The sequence below is a fragment of the Mycoplasma testudinis ATCC 43263 genome, assembly GCF_000687795.1.
GTDB lineage: Bacteria > Bacillota_I > Bacilli_A > Mycoplasmatales > Mycoplasmoidaceae > Mycoplasmoides > Mycoplasmoides testudinis.
The window spans coordinates 1-26796 of record NZ_JHXT01000001.1 but is presented as its reverse complement, the minus strand read 5'-3'; the positions used below and the strand labels follow the sequence as shown (position 1 = coordinate 26796).

20 protein-coding genes and 1 other RNA gene are annotated in these 26796 nt (G+C 31.5%); 13 read left to right on the top strand and 8 right to left on the bottom strand.

Going from position 1 to position 26796, the window contains the following annotated elements:
- Positions 1 to 164: 164 nt before the first annotated feature.
- The gene (locus tag T384_RS0100105; RefSeq protein WP_027119328.1) at positions 165 to 3056 is read left to right on the top strand and encodes a discoidin domain-containing protein; all 2892 of its coding nucleotides are present in this window, start codon (positions 165 to 167) and stop codon (positions 3054 to 3056) included.
- Positions 3057 to 3182: 126 nt separating this feature from the next.
- Here the strand turns inward: T384_RS0100105 and T384_RS0100100 are convergent, their stop codons facing one another.
- The 5 genes from T384_RS0100100 to T384_RS0100080 all read right to left on the bottom strand — a co-directional run bounded on the left by T384_RS0100100 (position 3183) and on the right by T384_RS0100080 (position 12509).
- On the bottom strand, positions 3183 to 3905 hold the full coding sequence (locus tag T384_RS0100100; protein ID WP_036498570.1) for a glucosamine-6-phosphate deaminase: 723 nt from the start codon (positions 3903 to 3905) through the stop codon (positions 3183 to 3185).
- Positions 3906 to 4051: 146 nt separating this feature from the next.
- Positions 4052 to 7657 (bottom strand): AAA domain-containing protein, encoded by a 3606-nt coding sequence (locus T384_RS0100095; protein WP_027119326.1) that lies wholly within the window; start codon positions 7655 to 7657, stop codon positions 4052 to 4054.
- 59 nt (positions 7658 to 7716) lie between these two features.
- Positions 7717 to 9555, bottom strand: a complete 1839-nt coding sequence (locus T384_RS06855) for an ABC transporter ATP-binding protein (RefSeq protein ID WP_027119325.1) — start codon at positions 9553 to 9555, stop codon at positions 7717 to 7719.
- On the bottom strand, positions 9555 to 11393 hold the full coding sequence (locus T384_RS0100085; RefSeq protein ID WP_027119324.1) for an ABC transporter ATP-binding protein: 1839 nt from the start codon (positions 11391 to 11393) through the stop codon (positions 9555 to 9557). The genes T384_RS06855 and T384_RS0100085 overlap by 1 nt, the downstream gene beginning before the upstream one ends.
- Before the next feature lie 177 nt (positions 11394 to 11570).
- Positions 11571 to 12509 carry an L-lactate dehydrogenase gene (locus T384_RS0100080; RefSeq protein ID WP_027119323.1) on the bottom strand — a complete coding sequence of 313 codons (939 nt, stop codon included), beginning with the start codon at positions 12507 to 12509 and terminating at the stop codon, positions 11571 to 11573.
- A 270-nt stretch (positions 12510 to 12779) separates the two neighbouring features.
- Between T384_RS0100080 and T384_RS0100070 the strand changes: the two genes are divergently transcribed.
- Complete coding sequence (locus T384_RS0100070; RefSeq protein ID WP_036498567.1) at positions 12780 to 13379, top strand: FMN-dependent NADH-azoreductase; 600 nt, start codon at positions 12780 to 12782, stop codon at positions 13377 to 13379.
- Positions 13380 to 13529: 150 nt separating this feature from the next.
- On the opposite strand, the gene rnpB is transcribed toward T384_RS0100070, so the two are convergent.
- Positions 13530 to 13929, bottom strand: an RNA gene (gene rnpB, locus T384_RS07115) — RNase P RNA component class B.
- A gap of 231 nt (positions 13930 to 14160) precedes the next feature.
- On the opposite strand from rnpB, the gene T384_RS0100065 reads away from it, so the two are divergent.
- Positions 14161 to 16638, top strand: coding sequence for a hypothetical protein (locus tag T384_RS0100065; RefSeq protein ID WP_027119320.1), 2478 nt, complete (start codon positions 14161 to 14163; stop codon positions 16636 to 16638).
- Here the strand turns inward: T384_RS0100065 and T384_RS06850 are convergent.
- Positions 16635 to 17573, bottom strand: coding sequence for a glycosyltransferase (locus T384_RS06850; protein WP_052663369.1), 939 nt, complete (start codon positions 17571 to 17573; stop codon positions 16635 to 16637). The genes T384_RS0100065 and T384_RS06850 overlap by 4 nt on opposite strands.
- Before the next feature lie 184 nt (positions 17574 to 17757).
- Here T384_RS06850 and T384_RS0100055 point away from each other — a divergent pair, with 184 nt between their 5' ends.
- The 10 genes from T384_RS0100055 to T384_RS0100010 all read left to right on the top strand — a co-directional run bounded on the left by T384_RS0100055 (position 17758) and on the right by T384_RS0100010 (position 26386).
- Entirely contained in the window at positions 17758 to 18906 is a 1149-nt protein-coding gene (locus T384_RS0100055) for a glycosyltransferase (protein WP_027119319.1), read from the top strand.
- 102 nt (positions 18907 to 19008) lie between these two features.
- Complete coding sequence (locus tag T384_RS0100050) at positions 19009 to 20178, top strand: glycosyltransferase (RefSeq protein WP_027119318.1); 1170 nt, start codon at positions 19009 to 19011, stop codon at positions 20176 to 20178.
- 176 nt (positions 20179 to 20354) lie between these two features.
- Positions 20355 to 22136: a molecular chaperone DnaK gene (gene dnaK / locus T384_RS0100045; protein ID WP_027119317.1), complete on the top strand. Its 1782-nt coding sequence runs from the start codon at positions 20355 to 20357 to the stop codon at positions 22134 to 22136.
- Between the two features lie 370 nt (positions 22137 to 22506).
- Positions 22507 to 22818 (top strand): 50S ribosomal protein L21, encoded by a 312-nt coding sequence (gene rplU, locus T384_RS0100040; RefSeq protein WP_027119316.1) that lies wholly within the window; start codon positions 22507 to 22509, stop codon positions 22816 to 22818.
- A gap of 2 nt (positions 22819 to 22820) precedes the next feature.
- Positions 22821 to 23129, top strand: coding sequence for a ribosomal-processing cysteine protease Prp (locus T384_RS0100035; protein ID WP_027119315.1), 309 nt, complete (start codon positions 22821 to 22823; stop codon positions 23127 to 23129).
- 11 nt (positions 23130 to 23140) lie between these two features.
- Positions 23141 to 23446 (top strand): 50S ribosomal protein L27, encoded by a 306-nt coding sequence (gene rpmA / locus T384_RS0100030; protein ID WP_027119314.1) that lies wholly within the window; start codon positions 23141 to 23143, stop codon positions 23444 to 23446.
- Positions 23447 to 23457: 11 nt separating this feature from the next.
- On the top strand, positions 23458 to 23964 hold the full coding sequence (locus tag T384_RS0100025) for a cob(I)yrinic acid a,c-diamide adenosyltransferase (RefSeq protein ID WP_027119313.1): 507 nt from the start codon (positions 23458 to 23460) through the stop codon (positions 23962 to 23964).
- A gap of 11 nt (positions 23965 to 23975) precedes the next feature.
- Complete coding sequence (locus tag T384_RS0100020; RefSeq protein WP_211247125.1) at positions 23976 to 24872, top strand: deoxyribonuclease IV; 897 nt, start codon at positions 23976 to 23978, stop codon at positions 24870 to 24872.
- 10 nt (positions 24873 to 24882) lie between these two features.
- Entirely contained in the window at positions 24883 to 25347 is a 465-nt protein-coding gene (locus T384_RS0100015) for a transcriptional repressor (protein WP_027119311.1), read from the top strand.
- Positions 25328 to 26386, top strand: coding sequence for a DUF3196 family protein (locus tag T384_RS0100010; protein WP_027119310.1), 1059 nt, complete (start codon positions 25328 to 25330; stop codon positions 26384 to 26386). The genes T384_RS0100015 and T384_RS0100010 overlap by 20 nt, the downstream gene beginning before the upstream one ends.
- A gap of 106 nt (positions 26387 to 26492) precedes the next feature.
- Here T384_RS0100010 and T384_RS05900 read toward each other — a convergent pair.
- Positions 26493 to 26796, bottom strand: a 304-nt coding sequence (locus T384_RS05900; RefSeq protein WP_036498556.1) for a hypothetical protein, incomplete at its 5' end; no start/stop codon positions are given.

The following is a 26796-nucleotide window of genomic DNA, read 5'->3' as shown; positions in this document are numbered from 1 at the left end:
GAATTTCTTTGACACCCATTACATTTTATTTTTTTGTCTTTTAATTCATTTTCTTTAGCATAGTTTTAAAAGTTGTAATAATTTTTTTTGATCATTTTAATTTAGAATAATGAACGACTCAATCTTATAGATTGCAATTTTGGTTAGACTAAATTAGGTAAATTATGAAAAAAATAAGTAACGTTTCAAACAAAAACAGCAAGCAAACCAAGCCCGAAATTAATCCTAAAGCGAATAAAAAACTTAAGAAATTTAATGTTAAAGGCTGGGTTGGAGCATGAAGTGCTCTAGCTATTATCGGGATTATTGTTATTGCTGCTCCAGCAATTAACTATGGCGTTAATGAACAGCCAGTTTTACAAGAAGCAGTTAGAAAATCTGCTCAACAACAGCGAAACGCCTTTAACTTTTATACAAGTATTTCAAAAGAAAATAATACAAAAGTATCTATAAACGATAATGGTAGTTTACCCAGTCGATACAATTTGCCAACCGGGCCAATCAGTATTAACGAATTTCGTAATCTCTTTGGAGATTCTGATAATGTTTTACCAGCCGCTACTGCAACAATGTTAGATCATGATAATTATCGCGTTGTTCTTTCTAAAGGGGCCGCAGACGATGCATCAGGAACTTTGCAGATTCATGCTCGCTTGATTCATAGCGAAGGTAATGAAGCAATCGCTTTTAATCGTGATGGAACTACTAGTACGGATTTAAATGCCGGAGGAATTGATTTCTCATTATCTGGATTTACCGCTACTACTAACCTAATTAAAAATTATTACGATCAAGTTAAACAACAACTTCAATATCTGGCTAATGACACTAAAAAAAATACTCTTCCAAGTTCAATTGCATTACCAGATAATGCAAGTATCGCAGATGTCAATGCATTATTGTCATCAAATACTTTACTTCCTGCTTTTTCACAAACGTTAGCAACCCAAAATTATGCTTTAAATTTTAGTTTAAGTAATCATGACGACGCCAATGGGAAGTTAACAATTAAAGTTATTATTTCAAAATTAGGAAATCCTGTTGTCCAATATGATGCTAATGGCGAACCATCAACAATTAACCCAGGAGTGGATATTACAGCGTCGGGATACTTAACAACTCAATCACAAGATCAAACTGCAATTTCTAGTTATTATTCAAGTCTTAAGGACGTTTCACCTCAATCGTCACAAACTAATACTTTACCAAGTCAAATTGTTAGTAAGTTAGGTAATAACCCTTCCTTGACTGATTTGAACAATATTTTAAATTCTGGCGATAGTCAAATTCCTGGTTTACCAACCAACAATATTTCTGGTGGTTTTACAACTCAATTTACCATTAGTGCAAACGATGCATCTGGAACAATTACTTTACATACAGTTGTTAATAATGGTTCAAATTATTATAAACAAGATGGGACTGCTCAAACTGATCCTAACGGGACCGGTAAAGATATTATCATTTCTGGTTTTTTAAAAACTCAAGCCCGAGATCAATCAACAATTTCAAACTATTACAACAGCTTAAAAAACGTATCAGCCCAAGCATCACAAGCTAATTCTTTACCAAGCCAAGTTGTTAATACGCTAGGAGCAAATCCCACTTTACAATCTATTAATGCCATTTTAAATAACGGTGATAATCAAGTTCGAGGGTTGCCAACAGATAATATTTCCAGTGGCTTTAGTTTACAATTCAAACTTACTCCAAATGATGCTACTGGAACAATAACATTGCACGCATTAGTTAACAATGGTGCAAGTTATTATAAACAAGATGGAACCCCGCAATCGGACCCAAATGGCGCTGGTAAAGATATTACTATTTCTAACTTTTTAAATACTTTAACACGTGATCAAAGAGTAGTTGTTCAGTACTATAACAGTCTAAAAAATGTTTCAGCACAATCGTCCCAAGCCAATTCTTTACCAAGTACGGTAGCTACTAACCTTAATTCAAATTCTAATTTGAATTCGATTAATGCAATTTTAAATAACGGCGACAATCAAGTCCCTAATTTACCAACGTCTGGAATCTCTTCTGGTTTTGGTTTGCAATTTAACGCCACAGGAAATGATGCTCAAGGAACAATCACTTTGCATGTCACAGTAACTAACAATGGTAATTTTTATAAGACTGATGGAAATAGTCAAAATACTGCATCTGGAGCTGGTAAAGACATTACTATTTCTGGATTTGCAAATGCTACAACTACCATCAAGAACTTTTATCAATTATTAAATTCAAATTTAACAATTGGTTCCAGCCAAAAAAACAAATTCGCTGATAGTACTGTTTTAACAACTAAAGCACCATTATTAAATGATATCAATGGAGTAATTAATTCGCCATTACCAACTTTGAGTCCGGCTTTAACAAATGCAGGTTATAGTCTAACATTTTCACAAGGACAAGCGAATGTTTATAATGGAGCAATAACTTTAAACGCCATTGTTACTAAAGGATCAGATCGCTATGATAATAATGGGAATGTGAATGCTTCGTTTGCGGGAACGCCATTAACAATTTCTGGATTTTCTTCTGTGACTCGTTTGAATGCGGGTAATGTTATGGTTCCGGGTGGTTGAGGTCCTTATGTTGATAGAACTGGACCGGGTAGTACTAGAGATATAGGTATATTAACTGATGGACAAACCACACAATTCATTTGATATGGTTCTATTCTTAACAACGGAGGATTTTTGGGTGCTAATCTAAATAGTCAAAGGATGATTAATCGAATTATCTTCTATAATGGTGGACCAAGTAATATTGATGACAGCGGATCAAGAAGTGACTTGTGACGTGATTATAAAGTTCAAACTTCAACAGATAATAAGACATGAACTGATGTTAAAGGCTATACTATTTCAGGGAATAATTCAAATGCTACTTTAGATAATAATGGAATTATTCATAGCACTGCTAAAGGACAAGTAATCATTAATTTCCCTGATAATATAAAAGCTCAATACGTACGTATTATTTCGACGTCGAATACAAATAGCTGAAGCCGAGTTTCTGAATTTGCAATATTTTCTTCACCGGTTTAATTTCCCTAAGTAAATTATAATCTTGAATCAATTTAAAAATCTCTTTCTAGGTTTCGCTAAAAAGAGATTTTTTGATTTGTGCTAAAATTTATTTATCTTTTATTTTATTAAAGGTAGATTGTAAATTTAATTGAACGGATATGCACCATCATCAACAACAATTGTTACGTTGGAATGGTGATTTAACGAACTTGCGGGTAATGTTTCATCAAATTTAGTTAATTCCATTAGGCGTTTGATGGCATTTTTTTTATGTTCGCCAAATGCCAATAAAATAATTTGTTTGGCTTTAAGAATACTGGATATTCCCATTGAAACAGCAGTCGTTGGAACATCATTGATATCTTTGAAAAAACGGGAATTATCTTTAATTGTACTTTGCACTAAATGGACAATACTAGTCTTAGAATCAAAATTAGCAGGTGGTTCATTGAATCCAATATGACCATTAGATCCAATTCCCAAAATTTGTAAATCTATTCCACCATTTTTTTGAATTAAATCATCATATTGGTCGGGATGATTTGGGTCTGGGAAATTTTGATTATTGTGTTTTAAATTGATTTGATCAAATAGTTTTCTTCTCATGAAAGCGAGATAACTTTGATCTTTGTCTTCGGGTTTTAATCCACAGTATTCGTCTAAATTAAAAGTCTTGACTTGACTGTAATCAGTTTTGTTTAATTGGTAATCTTGAATTAAATACTCATAAGTTTTAATTGGTGTTGATCCTGTTGCTAAACCAAGCACACAATGTGGTTTAGATCTTACTAAACTAATAATTTGATTAGCCACAAATTGTGATGCTTCATCGCTTGTTTTAAAATTGACTAAGTTATTCTTTTCCATAATAATGTATTCTTATTTACGTTCCTTTTTTCAATGTAATTATTATATATATTTGTTGAGTTTGGTTCTTATGAATTGGCAAAATTCTTTTTTAGACATTAAAAAAATAAGGTTAACCTTATTTTTTCTTTGATTAATATCTGCGGTTACTGAATATTATTAATAATATGAGATCGTAACGAAGCCAGAATTACTTCTTTAATTGTTGACCATTCATATTGTTTAATCCGAAACATCTTGAAATTTCTTGATTCTAAGAACAATTGGTGATCGTATTCTTCAAATTTACTTTTGACATTCATATTAGCAGTTCATTGTTCGGCAATAATTCCTAAGATACATTTATTAGTTTTGGTGTCCATAACTCCAATATCAATTACTTTGTTACCAACTGGTAATTTAGTTTTGACATAAATGTCATCACCAATATTTAAATCTAGAATGGCTTGATAAATTGTTTTATTAAATGGTGTTTCAAAATCTTGATAACTATTTTTAGAAAATGCTAATAAATCGGATTTTTCGGTTTGAGACAATGTGTCTAAATACCGAATATAATCTATGAAAACCATAGCTTCTGGACTTAAAGAACGTGAACCGATGTCTTTTGCTGCAAAACTCTTCACGACAATCATTTTCTTTTTTGATCGAGTAATGGCAACGTTTAAGCGGTTTCTTCCACCATCACGATTTAAAACTCCGAAATTAGCTCGCAAGATGCCATCAGTACCTGGAGCAAAAGCGACTGATAAAATAACTAGATCTGCTTCGGTTCCTTGAACATTTTCTAAATTGGAAATAACCAGCTTTTTGTTTAATCTTTCTCTTGTCATTCCATCGATTGAATCGTCGTTAATTAACATATTTTCAATTAATAGCGATTGTTTTAAGTTAAAAGCAATAACTAGGATTGAATCATATTTATCGAAGTTTTCTTTAATCTGTTCAACAACTACTTCGGCTTCTTTTTCGTTGCATTGGTTACTTCAAATTCCATTAGCTTCAATTGTTTCGATTCCGTTACTTCAGTTTCCATTCAAAGTTGCCACGTGTAAATTGTTGTCATAAATGTTTTTATTAGAAAATTCAATTAATTGTTTAGAAGCAGACCGATAGTGATTTCTTAAATGGAACTTATTTCAACGAGCCGTTTCGGCTTTTTCTAATAATGAGACAATTGCTTCGTTTTCGTCAAATTCATAATCAGAATCGTCATCAAAATTGAATTCTTCAGTTTTGGAATTGCTTGTTTCTGAATCGTCAAATCTGGACATGAAGAAACTAGTAGGTTTTAATTGGTTCATGTCACCAGCTACGGCGTTATTAGTGCAGCGATATACTAAAGGATAACCCCGTTCCAAGAACATTTGACTTGCTTCGTCGAAAATTCCGTAATCAAATTCCTTCCGTTTTAAGGGAATAAACTCAGCCACATTATCAGGGCTTAAAACCCAAATCGGAAAGATTTGTCTTAATTGTTTGTAGTACTGCCGAATAAAAAAGTTTACAGGAGGCCTGGTAGCTTTTGAGGCTTGTTTAAACATTTCTAAGATTTGGTCAGTTTCTTCTTTTGGCAAAGCGTTTAAACGGGCTCGTTGTCACTTTAAGAAATTAGTCACAATTAATTCATCATTATCTTTAGCAAAAATTTCTGTATTTCGGCGCATTGTTTGGATTGCTTCTTGAAAGGCGTTGTTTCTTAAAACATCTAATAGAGCGTTATTGCTAAATAAATTAGATCACCAATTTTCTTGAATCACTGTTTTTCATTCTGAAGTTGAAAGAGCATATTCTTCAAGTTTGTTATAACTTATTCAGTTAAGTTTTTTAATGCGATTAAAACCACGTAAAAATTCTTTTAATTCTAGATAATTATTTTTATAAAATTGTTTCTGTTCACGGGATAAATCTATTTTAAAAAGTAATGGTGTTTTGCGAATGATGTTATCGTCTTCATTCATTGCTGAGAATACGTAAATAAACTTTCTTTGTCTTAAAGTAATTCATTCAGAAATAAAACGCCGTTCACTCCGACGGTCCATTCGTAATAAGTTTTCCAGCAGACGAGGGAAGTTGTCTAATAGGACTTTGTGCTTTTCACACAAGTCTTTAAAATTGACATATTCGTTCCAAGTATTCCTTAAAAAGAAATCGAAATTAGCTTCGTCAAATAAGTATTGATTTTTTTCGTATCATCGTTGAAAGTTAACTGCAATTGGAGTTGTAGTAGATCGAATAAGGTATTGTTTTAGTTGAATTCATGGTTCACGGTTGGTACTATTGTCTGGTAAAATCAAATAACTTGAAACCCGAACCCGGTTAACTACCTCTGTTTGATTTAAGTGCGAACTTGAATATTCAGTAAAAATTTCATTATATGGATCACGAGCACGAGATAATTCGATTTCATTTTTTGTTAAATTATAGAAATGGTTATAAGCACTTCTAAAAGTTAATATTTTTTCATCTATCAAATCAATTTCGGGATCGTTAAAATCCTTTCGGTATCATTGACCCAAAGTTTCTTCAATTCCTAAAACGTTCTTATAAAAATCTTCTTTATTTTTGAAATCATACATATAAAGAATCAGTTGATTAAGTTTTCCAACACGATTGTAAATAACGTCTAAAGCCGCTTGTTTTTCAGAAACAACCATCGCATTTTTCTTTCGATGAATAATGTTTGCTATTAAGTTTGTAATAACTTCTGATTTACCAGTACCAGGAGCTCCGATAATTACAGTGTTTTGATGTAAAACTGAATTAATGGCATATTTTTGAAATATATTAATAGGTTGGTGAATTTCAACAAGTTGCTCTTCACCTTCGATTATTTGGTTTTCGAAATATTCGTTCGTTTTTTGAGTGTCGTTAGACTCAAAAGGGTCATCTTCTTGGCGGTCCAAAATTTGAGCTAAATCTTCTTTTAGTTTTCCACCTGTTAGTTCAACAACTGTAATAACAGCATTGGATAAAATGCTTAGGTTAGAAAAACTTTCAATATCATCTTTATTTTCATCTTTGTATTTTGCAACTAATGGTTGAGTTTTGTCATAAGTAATTGGTTGTTGGGTTATTTTTTCTAAGTCGACAGCCAATTCAGCTAAATCTGTTTTAGCTTCAAAATCATGAATCGGTAATTTTACACCGTATTCACGCATTAAAAAGACATACAATCGTTCGTTAATACTTTGTCTTTTATCTTTTTTAACTAAATATAATTTGGCACCATCAAATTCAAAATCTATTGCAATACTAACTAAAGGAGCTTTGATTGGGGTTTTGTGGATTGTTAATCCTTTTAAAAAACCATATGATGCATACAATGGCCAAACTCCACGTTCAATATAACTTGTTCTGGCTAGACGGCTAATTCTGGTTAAATTCTTTTTTAGTTTATGATCTCATTCGTAAAGCGCTTCAATAGCGGTGTTTATAACATCATTATTGAAATTTTTTGCCATTTGATTTAGTTTGTTTTGACTAAAAATATTGGCGTTGTGATGATCTAAAATTCCTACAAACTCATCATATGTTTTCGTTTTTTCTAATTCTCCACTAATTGTTTTTAAATCTACTAAACCCCTTAGTGGCATCCGGTCTACATTGTCTCGGAAAAAGACAATTATTTGCTGTGGATCTATGAGCGTTAATAAATCGATAGTATTAATTGATTTACGTAAGCGAATGGCCGCATCTGTGCTGCGGACATTCACCATATTTCCTAATTTATATTCTAAACTTTTTGACATTTTAGTAGCTCTCTTTCGAATGAATTTTAATAAAAGATTTTGGATTGATTACAATCATTTTAATTTTCTGCCATCACAGCATTTGCCTGATACAAATCATAATAGAAGCCTTTTTGTTCTAATAGTTCATCGTGGGTTCCTTTTTCTAAAAGATTTCCGTTGTGAACAACGATAATTTGGTCGGCATTAACAATGGTTGAAAGCCGGTGAGCAATTACGATTACGGTCCGGGTTTTCATTAATTTTAATAAGGCGTTTTGAATGTCAGTTTCAGTTTTTGTATCAACTGAACTTGTAGCCTCATCAAGAATCAAAATCTTGGCTTTACTCAAAAAAGCACGAGCTAAAGCCAATAATTGAATTTCCCCATTGCTAAAATCATTAATTCGTTCGCTGACGATGGTGTCGTATTTGTTTGGTAGCATTTCAATAAAACGATCAACATTAGCCGCTTTTGCAGCTTCTTTAATATCAGCTTCAGTAGCGTCTTTGTTGCCATATGCGATATTTTGGCGAATCGATTCACTAAATAAAAACGAATCTTGTAAAACGACGGCTATATTATCACACAAACTTTGTTGTGTGACTGTTCTAATGTCTGTGTTATCAATTTTTATGGTTCCGCTGTTAATTTCATAAAATCGTGAAAGTAAATTAACAATTGTTGTTTTACCGCTTCCAGTAGGACCAACAATGGCTGTTACGCTTTGTGCTGGAACGTGAAAACTTATGTCTTTTAAAATTGGTTTTGCTGGTTGATAACCAAAATGAACATTTTCAAAAGTAATTGCTCCTTTTATATCGGTTAGTTTGTTTTTGCCTTCATCAATATAATCTGGATTGTCAAGAATCGATAAGCTTCGTTCTGCAGCGACAAACATTTTTTCAACATTACCGATTAAGCGTAAAGCGTTAGTAGCTTCGCCATTGGCTTGGCGAGCTAATAAAACAAAGGATGTTAATACGGCTACAGTTGAATCGATTGATCCTTGTGTTCCACTGATAGGGTTGAACATAACAGTACTAAATGTAATGTCATTGATGGATAATGCGATTGCAACTAGATATAGTGCTGAAAGCATAATGTTTTCAACTAAATTACTTCATGGCCAAATAAAACTAACAGCGATTTCAGCACTTTGTGTAACTTTGCGTTGTTTTTCGTTATATCGTTTGAATTGATCATATGCTTGCTCTTGCAAACTAAATAACTTGATTACTTTGCGATTACTGATCTGTTCTTCTACTTCAATGTTCATGTTTCCCATTTCCGTTTGCATTTGTTTATATTTTGGAGCGCTTAATTTTGCAAAGACAAATGATCCACCTAGTACAAAGAAAAAGATCCCTAATGAAATTAAAGCTAAATAAGGTGAAAGCACGAATAATCCAATGTAAACACCTAACATAATTGCTGGAGTAGTAAAAACGTTACTAGCACTAACAGACATGTTAAGTGCTAGAGCGTTAACATCAGTTGTAGCGCGACCCATTAAATCTCCACTCATTTTTTGTTGAAGTAACGAATAAGGAAACTTGTGGATTTTCATGAAAATTAAATCGCGAATTTTATAACCTAAACCAAACGAAACTTTAATCACTATTTTCGATGCAATTAAATAGAAAATAAAGAAAATGACATACCCTGCGATTAAGACTCCGCTACCGCCTAACAAGAAAATTCATCCTTCATTAACAACAGACGGATTTGGATCAGTTAAGCGCTGAACAGACAATTGCAACAAAAATCCTACAGCAATTGATAAAAAAATACTAATTCCTGTTTTGATAAAAGTCAAAATGATTGCTCCAACGAATTGCCTTTTATCTCTGGCAAGATATTTTCATAACTCTTTTAAAGTTAATGCTCATTGATGCGATTGCTTTTTATTAGTCATTACGGTTCACCTACAGTTTTTTGAGATTCGTTGATTGTTCGGTATAATTCACAGTTTTTTAGGAGTTGTTGGTGAACTCCTTGAGCCACGATTTTTCCTTTATCCATTACAATGATGTTATTTGCTTCACGTATTGTTTTGATTTGTTGGGAAACAATAATTTTTGTGGCGTGCTGTAAATTGTTTTTTAAATTGTTTAAAACTAAATCACGGGTTAAATTGTCAAGGGCACTAACCGTGTCATCCAGAATTAAAATTTCTGGATTTCGAACCAAACAGCGAGCTAGCGATAAACGTTGTTTTTGTCCTCCTGAAAGATTTGATCCATATTGACTTACTTCATTGTTGTATTGATTGGGCAAAAGGTTGATAAAATCATGGGCACAAGCAAGTTTTGCGGCAGTTTGAATTTGTTCATCAGTTGCGTCGATTTTTCCATTTTTGATATTTGATTTAATTGTTCCCGCAAAAATCAATTTATCTTGTGGAGCAAAACCAATTTTCGAACGTAGAAATTGTAAATTTATTTCATTAGTAGGCAATTCGTTGATTAATACTTTTCCTTCGTCTGGTTCATATAAGCGAGCAATTAGATTTACAAGGCTGCTTTTTCCTGATCCGGTTGGTCCAATAATTCCAACAGTTTGTCCTGGTTGAATTTCTAAATTTATATTTTCTAAAGTTTTAATTGAACTGTTTGCTTCGTAACTAAAATTAACATTTTCAAACCGAATCGTAGGTTTGAAAGTTTCTGGAATAACACCATTAATTAAACGTTCTGCTGCACTTTTTAATAATTCATGAAATCTTCGGTTTACAGGGCGAACACGGATTAATGAAATAATCATCGAACCAATAGCATAAATATTAAAAACTGTTCCAATTACATAATTTAAGAAGGCAACAATTACTCCTTCGCTAACACCACCAAAGATGTTATCTTTAATAATTCCCCCACCGAAAATTAAAATTGCAACAATTGCTAGATTTAAAATTAAAAACATGCTTACTAAACCAATCATCACAATTCATTCTGATTTAAAAATTGTTTTCTTTCAGGATTTGTTCGTAAATAAAAACCGGCGATATTGGTGTTTTTGAACATTGAAAGATTTAACAATTCGAATCCCGATTAAATTTTCCCTAACGATTTGATTTGTTCGATCTAAATCAATTAAATTTTGATCATAGTACTTATCTGCTCGAGTTTGGGTTATTCAAACAACGATTAAAGCTAATGGAAAAAAGAAAATGTAAGTTGTGGATAATAGTGGGCTTAAAGTGATACTAAAAATAATGTTAAATAAAACGTAGAATACCGACTCGTACAAATACATAAAATAGCCAAGAGCAGCTTCTTGCAATTGATACATATCATTAGTTACACGATTGATAATGCTTGTCGGTGAAATTTTATTAAAGGCTACTTCATCTAAGTACATAATTTTATGATAAAGTTGATTTCTTAAACTAAATAACATCTGCATTGTTAAAGTTGCTAAATAAACTCGCGTTGCCATTTTAATCGCTGTGCTAATCACTGTTAAAGCGATCGTAATTCCAAAAACCAAAAAAGCTTGATTTAGTGCAGCTTGTTTAGCAATGGTTGGATCTGTGCTAGTGATTGCAGGGAAAATGTTGGCTAAGGCCTGATCTCATACTGTGGTTGCTGTTGTGGTGATCCCTTCTGGATTAACTGCGACACTTAATAAATTGACAAAATAAGACAATAGAACAATGCTAAAATTGCTCCCGCCAATGTAGATTACACTAAGAAATAATGTAAATGATCACAATATTCATTGTTTTTTAGTTAGTTGTTTGTAAAGTAATTTCATATAATATAAATAACTATGTACATAGCGTGTACATAAATAGTCTTGTACATTATACAAAAATTATTCATTTTATAAATTAAGCCTTATTAATAAAATAAGATATTAAGAAATCTTTAATTTAATCAGCTATTCAATGGCCAGTTTTTACCAAAGATTTGAGATCCTAAGGATAAGTGGTTAAACGTATTGTTTATTGAAACTTTTAATAAATTCAATTGATTTTTTAAATTTTTGGCGCTCCTTTTTGTTCATTGGATGTTCCAAAATCTTTTGAACTCCATCTTTACCAACGATTGCTGGGACACTAATACAAACGTCGTTATATCCATATTCACCCTCTAAATAGGTAGAAATTGGCAAAACTTCTTGCGAGTCATATACAATCGCGCTTAAAATTTTAGTTAAGGCTTGACCGATTCCATAATTTGTTGATGATTTTCGGCTGACAATTTCAAATCCCCTTTTTCTAACCACATCATCAAGTAAGGATTCGTAATTACTTGAATTAATGCCATGAATTTTTTCAAGATTTTTAAATGGCACTCCCCCAATTCTAATTTCTGAAAAAATCGAAAAAGATGTATCACCGTGTTCTCCTAGAGTAAATGCTTCAACAGATTTTGGTGAAACTTGTAGTTTTTGAGAAATCAAAATTCTTAACCTTGCAGTATCAAGTAATGTTCCGGTTCCAATAACTTTATTTTTTGAAATCTTAGTTATTTTTAAATAAGTATAAACCATTATGTCCAGTGGATTTGACGCAATTATTGTAAAGCCTTTAAATCCTGATTTTTTAACTTGCTTAGCAATATTTTTCATCATTGCAATGCTCTTTTCAATGCCATCCAACCGAGATTTAGCATTATTTTGCGAACTTCCTGCAGTAATAATTACAAAGTCGGCGTCTTTTAAATCTTGATAATCGCATGTAAATATGCGAAAATCTTTTTGGCTATTTCATATGCTATCTTCAAAATCTAAAATTTGTCCTTCACGTAATTTTTTGTTATTATCGATAATCCCATAACTAGATGCAATTCCTTGATTTATAGCCGCATATAAAAATGATCCACCAACATTTCCAGCTCCAATCACAACCACTTTTGTGTTAACCATGATTATTCTCCGATCCATAAATTGATTTCTTGATTATAAAAAATATCTTTAAAAAAAGGATGATAGATAAATTCGTTTAGATGTTTATAATGTGCGCTGATAATTGCTCATTTTGAAAATTTTTTAATTGGATTTAAAAATGAGTTCTTTTTTTGGACTCAAATACCAAAAACAAGAATCATTGAAAATCAAGCATTATTTTCCTTTAAAAATCAACTATCTATTATAATAAAGGTGTTTTCAAAGATAATTTTGAAAAGAGGTATATTAATGATTAACAAAGTTCTTGTAATAAAATCTTCACCGATTCCTGATGCTCACTCTGTCTCCACTCACTTACTAAATAAATTTTTAGAATATTATAAAGTTAAAAATGCGTCTGCAACTTTTGAAGAATTGGACTTGAATACATTGCCAATGGCTTCTAAAACTATGACTCGAGAAAACTTAGAAACTTTTTTTAACGCAGAAGATTCTGATAAATTTATTGAACAACTTAAGAGTGTATCGAAAGTTATTATTGCTGCTCCAATGACTAACTTTGGCTTCCCGGCTGTATTGAAAAACTATATAGACCACATTTCAGTAGCTAATAAAACTTTTAGTTATAAATATTCTAAAAAAGGTGAAGCTAAAGGTTTACTAGATCACTTAAAAGTACAAATTCTAACGACACAAGGTGCTCCATACGGCTGATACCAATGAGGTAACCACACCGAAAACCTTCGCGGAATTTGAGATTTCTTAGGAGCAACAGTTGCGGAACCGTTATTGCTTGCTTCGACTAAAGTAGCATATTTAAATAAAAAACCAGAAGAAGCAATCGCTGATTTTGATGCACGTATTAAAATTGCTGCTGAAGAATTCTAATTTTTTAAAAACTAACTAAAGTTGAATTAAGTTATCTCATGCAGAGATAACTTTTTTTGTTGTGTGGTTAATTTGGGATAGAAATTTTGAAAGATATCAAATTGTTTTATGACATAAAAAAAGGGATCCCAGTGGGAGTCCCTTTTGGTTTGCGTAAGCCATGTTCTGTATCTGTAATGCACAACAATGAGTAATAAAGTATGTGTTTTTGGAGATAATATAAACAGAATTGTATCATCACAGACGTCAATTATTTATCTACCAAGTATGTTGGTCATTCTTCCAGTTCAATTCCCGGTTGAATATTCCCTTACCAAAATTTAGGTTTCTCACTTACGGAGTTTACCGCGTTTCACCGTCATCTTTCAATAACGTTCGTTTCTGTGGCACTTTATGGACTTCCTTCATGACATAAGTTTTAGAAGTGAATCCGTCGTTATCCTTACGGAACTAGGCTTTATTTTTTATACCTACGTAAACACTACACGCATCGCAGCGTGTGTGAGCATGGACTTTCCTCTACGCCTAAGCGCAGCAATTGACTACAAGCCATTAGTGATTCTACTATAATTTTAGAAAAAGCGCTTTCTGATAATACGAATCTCGACTTTTAATGTTAAATGCTAATTTTTACAAAATTTAATATAATATACATTATCTGTATAAACTATAGTTAATATATATACAGTATGTTTGTCTTTGCCGAAAACTACTTACAAAAATTTTTGAAGAAGAAGTAATTTTCAAAGAATGGAAGGGCAGGTAACTTTAGAAAGATCACATGGTTTTTATCATAATTTTAGGACTGTTTGCGCTTCCTTTTGTCTTGAATTCAATTCGCAACTTGTGAAATATTAAAAAAGGATGAAACCATCCGATGATTTTCTTGTTGTTAGTTTTTGCTCTTTTTGAGATTTTATTAGTTTGGTTTCCCATTCTACAAATTCGCAGTCATATCGCTTTTTTTGTTTTAGGTTATGTTCTATTAGCATTCGTCTTTTTTGCTCTATTAGGATACGTGATATATTTAACAATAAAATTCCCAATAACTATTAGTTGAAATAATTTTTTACAGGCAAATAAATTTAGTTTTTTAATTTCGGGTTTAATGATAATCCCATTAATTGTTCTTATTATTTTACCTCAACTCGCATTTTTTAGTGATACTCAAGCATATATTCAAATAAGCAGTTTCTTTCTAAATGATGCTTCGACATTTTCGATTGGCGGTTCAGATATTTTAAATGCAACTTATCGTTTACCAGTTGGATATTACATGAATGCAGTTATTTCAATCCTGCCTAAATTTGTTTCAGTCGCATATTATTATTTATGAACAAGTGTTATTTTTTATTTATTTGGGTGATTTTTACAATATGTTGTAGAAGAAAAATTAGCTCATTTGAAACTCAAATATCGCTTATGGTCTATTTCTTTTGTTTTTTTAGTTTTTTGTGCTCTTGCGTTTATTGTCGTTTATACATTTACTGGAGGAAACATCGAAATCCAATCGTTGTTCATTTTGGTCGCTTTAAGTTTATTGATTACTAAAAATGGTAGATACCTGTGAATTTTGCCTTTTAGTTTCTTATTCTTTAGTACAACCGCTGGATTGTTGTCTCCAGGGGTTATACTAATTGGTATTGTTTACACAATTGTAAAAGGAACTTGAAAACAATTAAGCTTATTCCTGGTTAGCGCAATAGGATTATTTTTACTAGGGGTGTCTGGTTTTCTTAGTAATTCAGATGGTAACCCTTTAATAAGTTATGCTGCAGTCGGATCCACTGTTTTTTTAGTTGTAACAATTCCGTTAATAATTTTAATTTCTAAAAAATTTGCAAGATTTAATTGTCTTATCTTGCCTACTGAAGGTTTGTTTAAAGCAAGAATTAAAACCCAATTGGCTTTCAAAAAAATATTTGGGACTTATAAACTAAAGCAAATTTGACTATTAAGTATTTTTAGTATTTTTGGAATCTTTGCTTCATTTATTACTTATTTCTCCATTAGTAAATTATCTTCAATTGCTGAGCCGTTTGCTTATGTCAATATTATTTTTGTTGGTTTACTTTTATTTTATGGAATTTATAGTTCTGTGAAATTACGCGTTAATAATGAATTCATTTATTGAATTACATGATTTTTGATAGCTTTTGCGGTGGTTTCTAGTTTGTATACGATAGCTCATTTGTTTGCTAATAATGCTTCTGCTTGAAGAACAACTTACTTATCTCCTTTCATGGGAAATCTTTCAGTTTACATTGGGATGATTTTTTTAATCGTCGTTCATATTTATTTAGATCACGAAACTAAAATTATTAAATGATTAAGGTATGGAAAAAAGAATTTATCTTTTTCACCTCGAAGACGCGGTCGATTGATCTTGATTTCTTCAAGTTTAAATTTTGCAGTAGTTGGAATCGCAACTGCTGTGACTATTGGTTTTTGAGTTACTAGAAATGAAATTATTGGAAGTGATGGTGTTACTTCTCCTGTAGTTAGCCAATTCGCCCCTGAAGATCAAGCATTTTTACAAGCGCTTAATAATCAAGGGGTTGCTTCACGATTGAAAAATGCTAATGAAGATCAAAACATTCCTCTAACAACAAAGTCTCATTTACTAGATACTAATTTTTATTACTATAGTGATCTATCATTAGTCCAATTTTTAAATAATGGTGCCCCCTTCAGTCAAGGTGCATCATGAGAAGCTAATTTTTCAAATGTTGGAGATTTTGTTTTGAATGATCGCAGGATGCATACCATTCAAAGTCAGCCAATCAATCAATTAATTTATTACTATTTCAAAAATGCTGTTAATAACATTAATTTCATTATTAACCAAGCGATAAAAAACGTGGCTACAGATGCCATAATTCCAAAACAAGCAAACGATAAAAATAGTCATCCTGGGGTAATGGTAGCTAAAAGTAATGAATCTGCTGACTCAAATTTAGTTGATTCATCATCTGATGCACCACTTACAGATGCTTCTAAGAACCCGGTTTTGACAGATCAAATTGACGTAATTGGAGCACCTGATTTAATTATCTTAAATAAGAAATCATCATATTATAAAGATCTTGATTTGGTTAAAAAGATGAATTTAGTAACAGGCGTATATGCACCAGATCCATCAATTGATCAATCGGGTTATCAATTGTTTTATCAAACTTCAGACATTGCTTATTTCAAAAATTTGGGCTTATCTAATCTTGATTTTTCAAAGATTAATATTTCTGTAAGTAGAAACTAGTTGCTGTTTGTCTGCTGATTTTCTTTTGGTACGTATTTAATTAGTTTCTTTAAGTAAAATAAATACATTATTCAAAAAATTGGACGAAGCCAAAATGGTAAGCATTTTGCATCTGGTTTTTTAGACAATTCTAGTTTATATTGCTTTTCTATAGCTTTTTGTTTATAGCCATTTAATAAAAATCGTCAAATAGCATGATGAGCTAAATCAATTTTTTGTAAATCCTGATGCAATTGAGTTTCATCATGAAAACGTTTTTCACTCCATGAACTGGTCATAGTATTGCCTGGACGAGAACGTCAATAATACCCAGCACTTGCTGATGTTCATCGAACCGTTTTAGCAATTTTTAAAATATTGTAAAAAAGTAAAGTATCTTGAAATGAAACATTTTCAGTTAATGGAATGGTTTGCATAAATATATCGGTTTTAGTAATTATTGAAAATGGAACGAACGACATTGTGAAACGGTTTTGTTGATTGGGTAAATTTCGAGAAAAAAATCAATAAGGATCACAGTGATATTTAAAATTTTTGCCTTGAATTTTTACCCCACACATTAACACATCTGCATTCTTAATTTTTTTATTTACCATTTTAAAAAAGTTTTTATCTAATTGATCATCCGAATCCAAAACAACGACATATTTGTTTTTAATTAATTTTTGTTGTTTAACAAAATTGATTACTGAGCCTCAATTTCCGTTTGTTTTTTTAAATAAAAAAAGGTTTTCATGTTTTTGCATTAAAGTTTGAACTTTTAATTGGGTATCATCATTTGATCCATCATCCACAACTAATACTTCAAATAAATTCTTTGAATAATTATTGTCATAGATTGAATTAAGAGCTTTATCAATATATGCTGCACTGTTATAAGCTGGAATGATAATTGTAAATGTTTGTTCTTTAAATTCGTTTTGATTATGGGTCATATTTAATCTTGTTATCTAAAATTAGTATTAAGTTAATTATGTATTATTTGCATCTGGTTAGGTATTATAAATTTTTTGTAAATAATGTTAACATAAGTCCATCGAAAATTTTGAATATATTTCGATTATTTTTTAAGTTAATTTTTCTATGTAATTTTAATCAAAATAATACAATAAGGAAACTATGGCTAATAAGAAAATTTTATTTATTGTTCAGCAGAACCATTATTTTGCCGGCGGTTTAGAAACTTACTGCCGTCAATTGATGAAAATTTTATATGACGTTGGTTACGAGATTTATGAATATGCGACATATGAAAATATTCATGCGCAAGTTTGTGATCCATTACCTTTTGTTCATATTTACAAAGTTGACCGGACTGTAAGACTAATTGATACACCAAAAAACTTTACGCGAACTTTATGAACAAAAATTAAAAAAATTCCTAAAGACATTAAAACTTTAAAGTATCAACGGCAGCAGTTGCCTTTAATTGCTAAAGACTTTGATTTAGTAATTGATTCTTCTCCAGTTCAATCTTCTTTGAGTGACCGTTTACATCCAAAAGTTATTTGGGTCCAACACCTTGACTTAGCATATGCAAAACATGTTGTCTACCTTCCGCGTTTAATAGGAAATTTAATTACAAAAGTTCACTTTCCATATGATGTTTTTCATCGTAAAGTTTTGTATTCGCATTATTCTCAAGACCGTTATTTTCCTTTCGAAAAACCCAAAAATAAGAACTTGAAAATTTATTTAAACAATTTGTGTAGCGAAATAAATCCTGATGATAATGTTGATATAAGTAAAAAAATAAAATGTCCAATAGGTTGATTTGGACGAGCAACAGATGAGCGTAATAAACGAGTTGATTTTGCTAATGAAATTGCTAAACACCTAGGCCAAAAAATTAACATTTATGGAACGCACTATGATTGGCAGCCTAAAAAATATAAATATCTGAATTTTTGTGGTCCTTATCAAATAAACGAGTTGGCACAGCTTTTTAACGAAACTTCTTTAAGCTTAATCACCAGTGACTCTGAAGGTTTTAGTTATGTGGGTGTAGAAGCGATTACCAATAATACACCTTTAATTTTGAGAAATACATTTACCGATGCGCCTTTCTTAAATCAATGAGATAATGGTGTTTTGTGTAATCGGAAATGAAAACCACAAAAAATCGCGGGTATTTTGAAAGAGATTTTAAATGACCCGATTCTTTATGAAAAACTTGTCAATAACACAATAGCTTGTAAAAAGTATTTTGATATTAAGAAATTTGAAAAAAAGTGAATTAAAATAGTAGAAGAAGTTATGAATGAATAAGCAACCACAATTCATTTTGCTATTGCAATTTTAATCATTTAAAAATAAAACCCTAATATTACATTAATCTATATTAATGAATATAAAGAAAAGTAATCAATAATGGAAAATAAAAAACCTGTAAAAATATTGTTAATTGATATTCAAAACCATAATTATGCTGGCGGGGTAGAAACATACAATCGTGATCTGATGAAAATTTTACATCAAGCCGGATATGAAGTTTACGAATATTCTACTTGTCAAAATGTCCAAAAGAAGGTTTGTGAAAGATTTGAATTTGTTCATGATTTGCAACCTAAGCGTCAGTTTTTGCTATCTGAAAGCGTTGAATCCAACTATCGTGGTTCATTTAAACAAAGAATGCAAGAAGCCTTTGCTGATTTCAAAACTTTATCTTGACAAAGAAAAGATTTGAAAAAAATTGCTTCTAATTACGATTTAATTATTGATTCTTCAACTGTTCAATGTGCTTTGAGTGATAAAGATCATCCGCGAATAATATGAGTGCAGCATCTTGATTTGGCGTATGCAAAAAAGATTTATTATTTTCCTAGGTTAATTTTAAAATTTTTGCTACGTTTGCATTTTCCTTACAATTCTTATCATCGAAAGGTTTTGTTTAGTGAATTTTCTAAAAATCGTTATTTTTCGAAAAAAACAAAAAAGAATGCAAGACTTCAAATTTTCTTAAATCATTTATGCACACCAATTAACCAAAACGATGCCATTGATATTAAAGCTAAGTATGAAAAGCCAATTAGTTGACTAGGTAGGGCGACCGACCTAGCCTATAAACGGGTTGATTTAGCTAATGAGATTGCTGCTCATTTGAATAAAAGAGTTGTTGTTTATGGTCCTTTTTGACCCGATATGATCAAGAAATATCCTAATTTAACATTCAAAGGTCCTTATAATCGAAATGAATTGGCAAATATTTTTGACGAATCTAGTTTAACTTTAATTACTAGTCAATCTGAAGGATTTCCGTTCGCGGCAGTAGAAACTATTGCAAATAATACACCTTTAGCATTACGCAATAGTTTTACGGATGCACCCTTCTTAACCAAATTTAAAAATGGATGCTTATACGACAAAAATGCTAATGCTGAAGATGTTGCTAAAATGATCAATAATTTATTAGCTAATTTTTCTGAATATGAACAGTTGGTCAAAAATACGATTTATTGTAAAAAAGAATTTGACTCAATAAATTTTCAAAAAAAATGATTAGAAATAATTCAAACTGTTCTTGCACAAAACGGAATTTAATTAAATTATTTGATTTTCGAACACAGAAAACAAAATATTTCAATTTTTTAGCACTTTTTTGTATTGAGTGCTAATTTTTTACAAAAATAGTATATAATTATCATCGTAAATTAGATTTAAGTACATCAAAATAGTGCTTTATTTAACAATATTATATTGCTGAAAGGAATCAATATATGGCAGACTCTGGAATTATTATCGGAATCGACCTTGGAACCACCAACTCTTGTGTGGCGGTTATGGAAGGTAGTCAAAAAGTTGTTTTAGAAAACCCAGAAGGAAAAAGAACGACTCCTTCAATCGTTTCGTACAGAAACGGTGAAATCATTGTTGGTGATGCTGCAAAGCGGCAAATGCTAACAAATATGAACACAATCTCTTCAATTAAACGTTTAATGGGAACCAACAAAAAAGTTACTATCCATGAAAACGGAGTTGAAAAGGAATTATCTCCTGAAGAAGTATCAGCACAAATTTTAACTTACTTGAAAGACTACGCAGAAAAGAAAATCGGTAAAAAAATTACTCGTGCGGTAATTACTGTTCCAGCTTACTTTAATGATGCAGAACGTCAAGCAACAAAAACTGCTGGGAAAATTGCAGGTTTAAATGTTGAACGGATTATTAATGAACCTACTGCGGCGGCTTTAGCTTACGGTATAGATAAAGCTAATCGTGAAATGAAGGTTTTAGTGTATGACCTTGGTGGTGGTACATTTGACGTTTCATTACTTGATATTGCTGATGGAACTTTCGAAGTACTAGCAACTGCTGGTGATAATCGTTTAGGTGGTGATGACTGAGATAATCGAATTATTGACTGAATTGTTGATAACATCGAAAGAGAAAATCAATCTGTTAAAATTCGCGAAGAAAAGATTGCGATGCAACGGCTAAAAGAAGCGGCTGAACGTGCAAAGATTGAGTTATCAGCACAATTAGAAACTACAATTTCTTTACCGTTTATCGCAGTAACTCAAAGTGGACCAGTTAATGCTGAATACAAATTAAGTCGTGCTAAATTTGAAGATTTAACTAAAGACCTATTAGAACGAACACGTAACCCAATTAGTGATGTTTTACGGGAATCAAAAATTAAAGCTGATGAAATCGATGAAATTTTATTAGTTGGTGGTTCGACAAGAATGCCTGCTGTTCAAAAGTTAGTTGAAGGCATGATTCCAAACAAAAAACCAAACCGTTCAATCAATCCTGATGAAGTTGTTGCGATTGGAGCTGCAGTTCAAGGTGGTGTATTACGCGGTGATGTTAAAGATATTTTATTACTTGACGTTACTCCGTTAACTTTAGCAATTGAAACTTTAGGTGGTGTTGCTACTGCTTTAATTAAGAGAAATACAACTATCCCTGTTTCAAAAAGTCAAATTTTCTCAACCGCTCAAGATAATCAAGAATCTGTAGACGTTTCAATTTGTCAAGGGGAACGTCCTATGGCTCGCGAAAACAAGTCGCTTGGTACTTTCAGTTTAGGAGGAATTCAACCCGCACCTCGTGGTAAGCCTCAAATTGAAATTACTTTCAATATTGATGCTAACGGAATCTTAAATGTAAAAGCTAAAGATTTAACTACAGGTAAAGAAAACAGTATTACTATTACAAACAGTAGTGATTTATCTGAAGAAGAAATCGAACGCATGAAGCACGAAGCTGAAGTTAATAAAGAACGTGATGCCATCATCAAAGAACGTATTGAAATGCGTTATGAAGGTGAAGGAATTGTCAATACTATTAATGAAATTCTAGCGTCAAAAGAAGCTGAACAATTACCAAAAGAAGACCGCGATAATTTGAAGAAAATTACAGACGGAATCAATGGTGCATTGAAATCTGAAAACTGAGATGAGTTAAAAAAACAAATTGAAGGCTTCAAGAAATGACGTGACGACATGTCTAAAAAATACGGCGGACCAGAAACTCCTCCAGCTGACAAGAAATAATTCTCTTACCGAGTCAGCTATAAATCCTTTAAAAAACCTCATGCAAGATAGCGTGAGGTTTTTTATTTTTGTAAACTAAAGTTTGATTAGATAAACATGAAATTAGCTTTTAAACAAAAAATATCCGAAAATTGAATTTCAAATTATTAATCTGATTAAAGAGATTTTCATAATAATTTTTTTAAATTGCAAAAAAAGAAGTAATTTGATATTCAACTAAAAATTGCTTTATGTTAAAATACTATGTCTAATTATCTAAATAGTTACTATTTGTTTAATTATTTGACATAAACAGATTCAACCGTATTCATCCTGGTTTTAAGTTTTTTTATAAAACACCAGACAAACGAGTCTATTCTGGAGGAAATAAATGTTTGCAATTATAGCTGCCGGAGCCAAGCAATATCTGGTTCGTGAAAATGACGAAATTTTTGTAGAAAAAATTGCTGGAGAAGTTGGTGATGAAATTATCATTAACAAAGTTTTAGCAATTAACACTAAAGTTGGACGGCCAACTTTACCTGGTGCTACTGTCGTTTGTAAAATTGAAAAGCAAGGTAAGCAAAAAAAGATTAATGTGATCAAACACCTTAGTCAAAAACACCATATGCGAAAATATGGTCATCGTCAACCTTATACAAAACTAAAAATTATTAAAATCGTTGAATCAAGCAAGGAATAAAAATGTTAGCTATCACCTTTTATGCCGGTGGCATTAAGATTGAAGGTCATGCTTTTTTCGCACCGAAAGGTGATGATATTGTTTGTGCTGCAATTAGCGGAATTGTTTTAGGCGGATTGAATTGATATGATCCCAAAGACATCAATATCCAACGTGTCGAAAAAAATAACATCTTTTTATTTGAATTAAAAAATAGTGATTATGACAAACTTGTTGCATTACAAGTGATGCAAACGCAAATTGAAGCGATTGCTAAAGTTTATCCAAACTATATCAAAATCATCAACAGCTCACGTGAAATAATTATTTAAGGAATTACATTATGAATAACAAAAAAATTTGATTGACAGTTGATTTGCAATATTTTGCATCAAAAAAGGGTGTTGGTTCAACCAAAAATGGTCGTGACTCTAACCCTAAATTTTTAGGTGCTAAATTAGCTGATGGTCAACATGCGAAAATTGGTCAAATTATTTACCGCCAACGTGGTAACCGAATTTGACCAGGAAGAAATGTTGGTCAAGGTACTGATGACACATTGTTTGCTAAAGCTGAAGGTACAGTTCGTTATACGAAATTTGGCGCAGCTAAAACTAAGGTCGAAATTGTCCCTTCTAAAGTAGAATAATTTTTTCCACAATGGTTTATGCTTATTATGGCTATGGCCAAGGAAAAACATCTTGTTTAAACGGATTATGTTTGCGCCTTTTGGCGTCCAAACAACCCGTTTTTTTTGTCCGTTTTTTTAAAGGAAAGCCAACCAGCGAAGACATTAGTTTTGCAAAACTTGGTTTAAAAGTTAAATTATTGCAAAAAACTAAAGCATTTATTTGAACAAAGGATTTAAAGGCTAGGCAACAGGTAATTGCTAATGCCCAAAAAGGGATTCAATACGTTTTAGATAATGCTTCTTCTTATTCTTATATTATATTGGATGAGGCCTTGGATTTGGTGACAAATAAAATCATGAGTTCTCGGCAATTTTGTACTTTTCTTAAAGAAATCAGTCAAAATAAATATGTCTTTATTAGTGGTCATCACATGGACAGCACGATTAAAATATTTTGTGATTTAGTAACCTTTTTTAAAAAAGAAAAACATCCTTTTGATAAAGGTCTTCAAGCCGTCAAGTATATTGAATTTTAAACGAGAATATTATGAAAAAAAACGAATTAATTTTAGGGTCACATGTAATGATGAAAGCACCCAATTATTTTTTAGGAAGCGTTCAAGAAGCGTTGTCTTATCAGGCTAATGCTTTAATGATCTATACTGGCCCACCACAAAATACAATTCGTAAAAATATCAATGAAATGAAGATAACTGATGCTCAAAAGCTGTGGCGAGAAAACGGTTGTGACTTAAGTAGTATAATAATTCACGCTCCATACATTATTAACTTGGCTTCTGTTGACGAACAAAAAAGGGCATTTGGTGTTGATTTTTTTATTAAAGAAGTTGAACGAACTAAGGCATTAGGAGCAAAATATATAGTTTTACATCCTGGTTCAGCCGTCAATACAACTTCACAAGCAGCAATTGAATTTTTATCTCAAAGTTTAACCACTGTAATTGCAAAAACGCAAGATGTCATTATCTGCTTGGAAACAATGGCTGGTAAAGGCAATGAAATCGGAAGAGATTTTAAACAACTTCATGATATTATTGAAAAGACTAAAAATAATCAACGGTTAGGAATCTGTTTAGATACATGCCATATTCATGATGCTGGATATGATTTATCTGATGTTGATAAATTGGTTGCACAAATCGACAAAGAAGTAGGTTTTGAACGAATTAAAGTAGTTCACTTTAATGATTCTTTAAATTTCATATCAGCCCACAAAGACCGTCATGCTAATATAGGGTATGGTCACATTGGGTTCGAAAATTTGCTGAACCTTTTATATCATGAGAAATTTTTGGGATTACCTGTTATTTTAGAAACCCCTTATGTTGATGACAAACCACCATATGCCGTTGAAATTGAAATGCTTAAAAAACAAAAATTCACTAACCCATTTGCAGCTAGCGATAAAAAAATAAAGGCTTAGGAAATCTGCCATGCGAGACTACGAAAATAATCATAAACTGGATTTTTATATAGATAAATTAACTTCTCAAAAGATGCGGGTTACAAGCCAAAGAAAATCAGTATTAAAATGTTTAATTGATCATCAAGGATGACATACTGTTGAGGATTTAATTAGTCATATGGAATCTACTGAAGGATCAAAGCCTAATACAGCAAGTGTTTATAACACTTTGCATTCTTTTGTGAAACTTGGTTTAGTTCAAGCGTTTTTAGAAGTTAATACTTTTAAAATTTATTTTAATATTCGGCACGATTCTCACGAGCACGCTTATTTTTTTAATACAAAAAATGCTTCGTTTAGTACTTTGCCATTTCCAGACAAACTAGCAAAACAAATTAGTTTATTTTTTAAATCTAATAAAATAGATGTCCACGATTATTATTTAGTGGCCACAAGTCATAAGAAGAACAAAAATGAAAAAGACCGAAAATAAATCATCAACACCTAAAAAAAGAATTTCTAAGAAACATAATCAAGTAAGTGATAATAGTTTAAAATCTGGCGCCATCAAAAAAGATGAATCAGAAGGTAGCCAGCCAATAAACGAATCAGAATATTTAAAAGTTGAGAAAATGATTGATAATTATGCTCAAAAATATATTGATGACCCCAGTCAAGTTTATTCAATGCCACTTAGTGATTTAGTTGATGAAACAGTAGAATTATCAGCTGACGAAATTCTTTCCAATTATGATAAATTAAACGATTCTAAAGATATTGCCGGGTATAGTTATTACCGTCAAATTTTTGTAATGATTAAAGAAAATATTGAGCAAAAGAAACTTAAAGAAGCAGTTGCACTAATTGAAGAGGAATTAGAAATGCCATATATTCCTAAAGAAGTAGAAGATGCGATGCATTCGTTTGAAAATGTTATTTTTCAAATTTTGAACAAACATCAAGAAGACTCATGAGGCCATTTAAGTGCATCTGCACTTATTGAAAAAGCATTCAGTAATTTTCCAGCAAATTTGACTCTTCTTGAAGTTGCTTTAAATAAACCCCAAGGCTTTTTTTCTCGTGAACAATTTGCTTTTATTGCCCCTTACTTTAGTTCTTCTCAAACCGAAAGTCATTGGAAAGTTTATATGTTTGACATCTTTTCAAAAATTCCAGAATTTAATGGAATTGAAATAGAAATTCATAACCCTAACACCAAACAAACTACTAAAGCTGTTATTGGTGGTCAAATTTCTTCTCAAGAAACGATTACTTTTTTTGAAACTGTTAGTCAAACGCTTAGCGAGTTAGTTGCTGATGAACCTTCTCTTACTTCGTTAGCAATTAGTATTGCTGATCGAATCGCTTTGTTTTATTATCCAAAACATCCTAAGTTAGATCCAGTTTTACTTGCTCAAGAAATTGTTGAATACGTTTATCGAAGTCTTAATCACGATGTTTCTTCGCCTGCTGTTAAAAAAAGCGAAATTACCAAGTTGATTGATGAAGTTTTAACGAAAATTGATATTTAATTTGTTGCTTTAAAGAAATTTGATTAAAAGGATATTTTTACTCTTCTTTTAATCATTGCTTTTTTACTTAAAGGTTTCATAAAATAAATAGGTGGTAGAAGAACAGTTAGTGAATTGTATTATCTAAGGAATAATTGATGAAATATCCCTCTAACATTTTTGTTTTTAGCAATCCCTTTGATCCACTTTTATAAGTTATAGTTTCTGTTTCTATAATATTACTTTTTTGATTTGAAAAATTATACACAACTTGATAGTTTTGGTCTAATTTTTTGGCAGACGAAAGTTGAGCGTGTTGTAATATTCTTATAAGCGAATGACCTCCCGTTTGATGTTTCATCTTCTTTTGAATCATAAAATATTGTTTTCATTCAATCAATGATTTTATTTTATTAACAATCGTGTTTTTG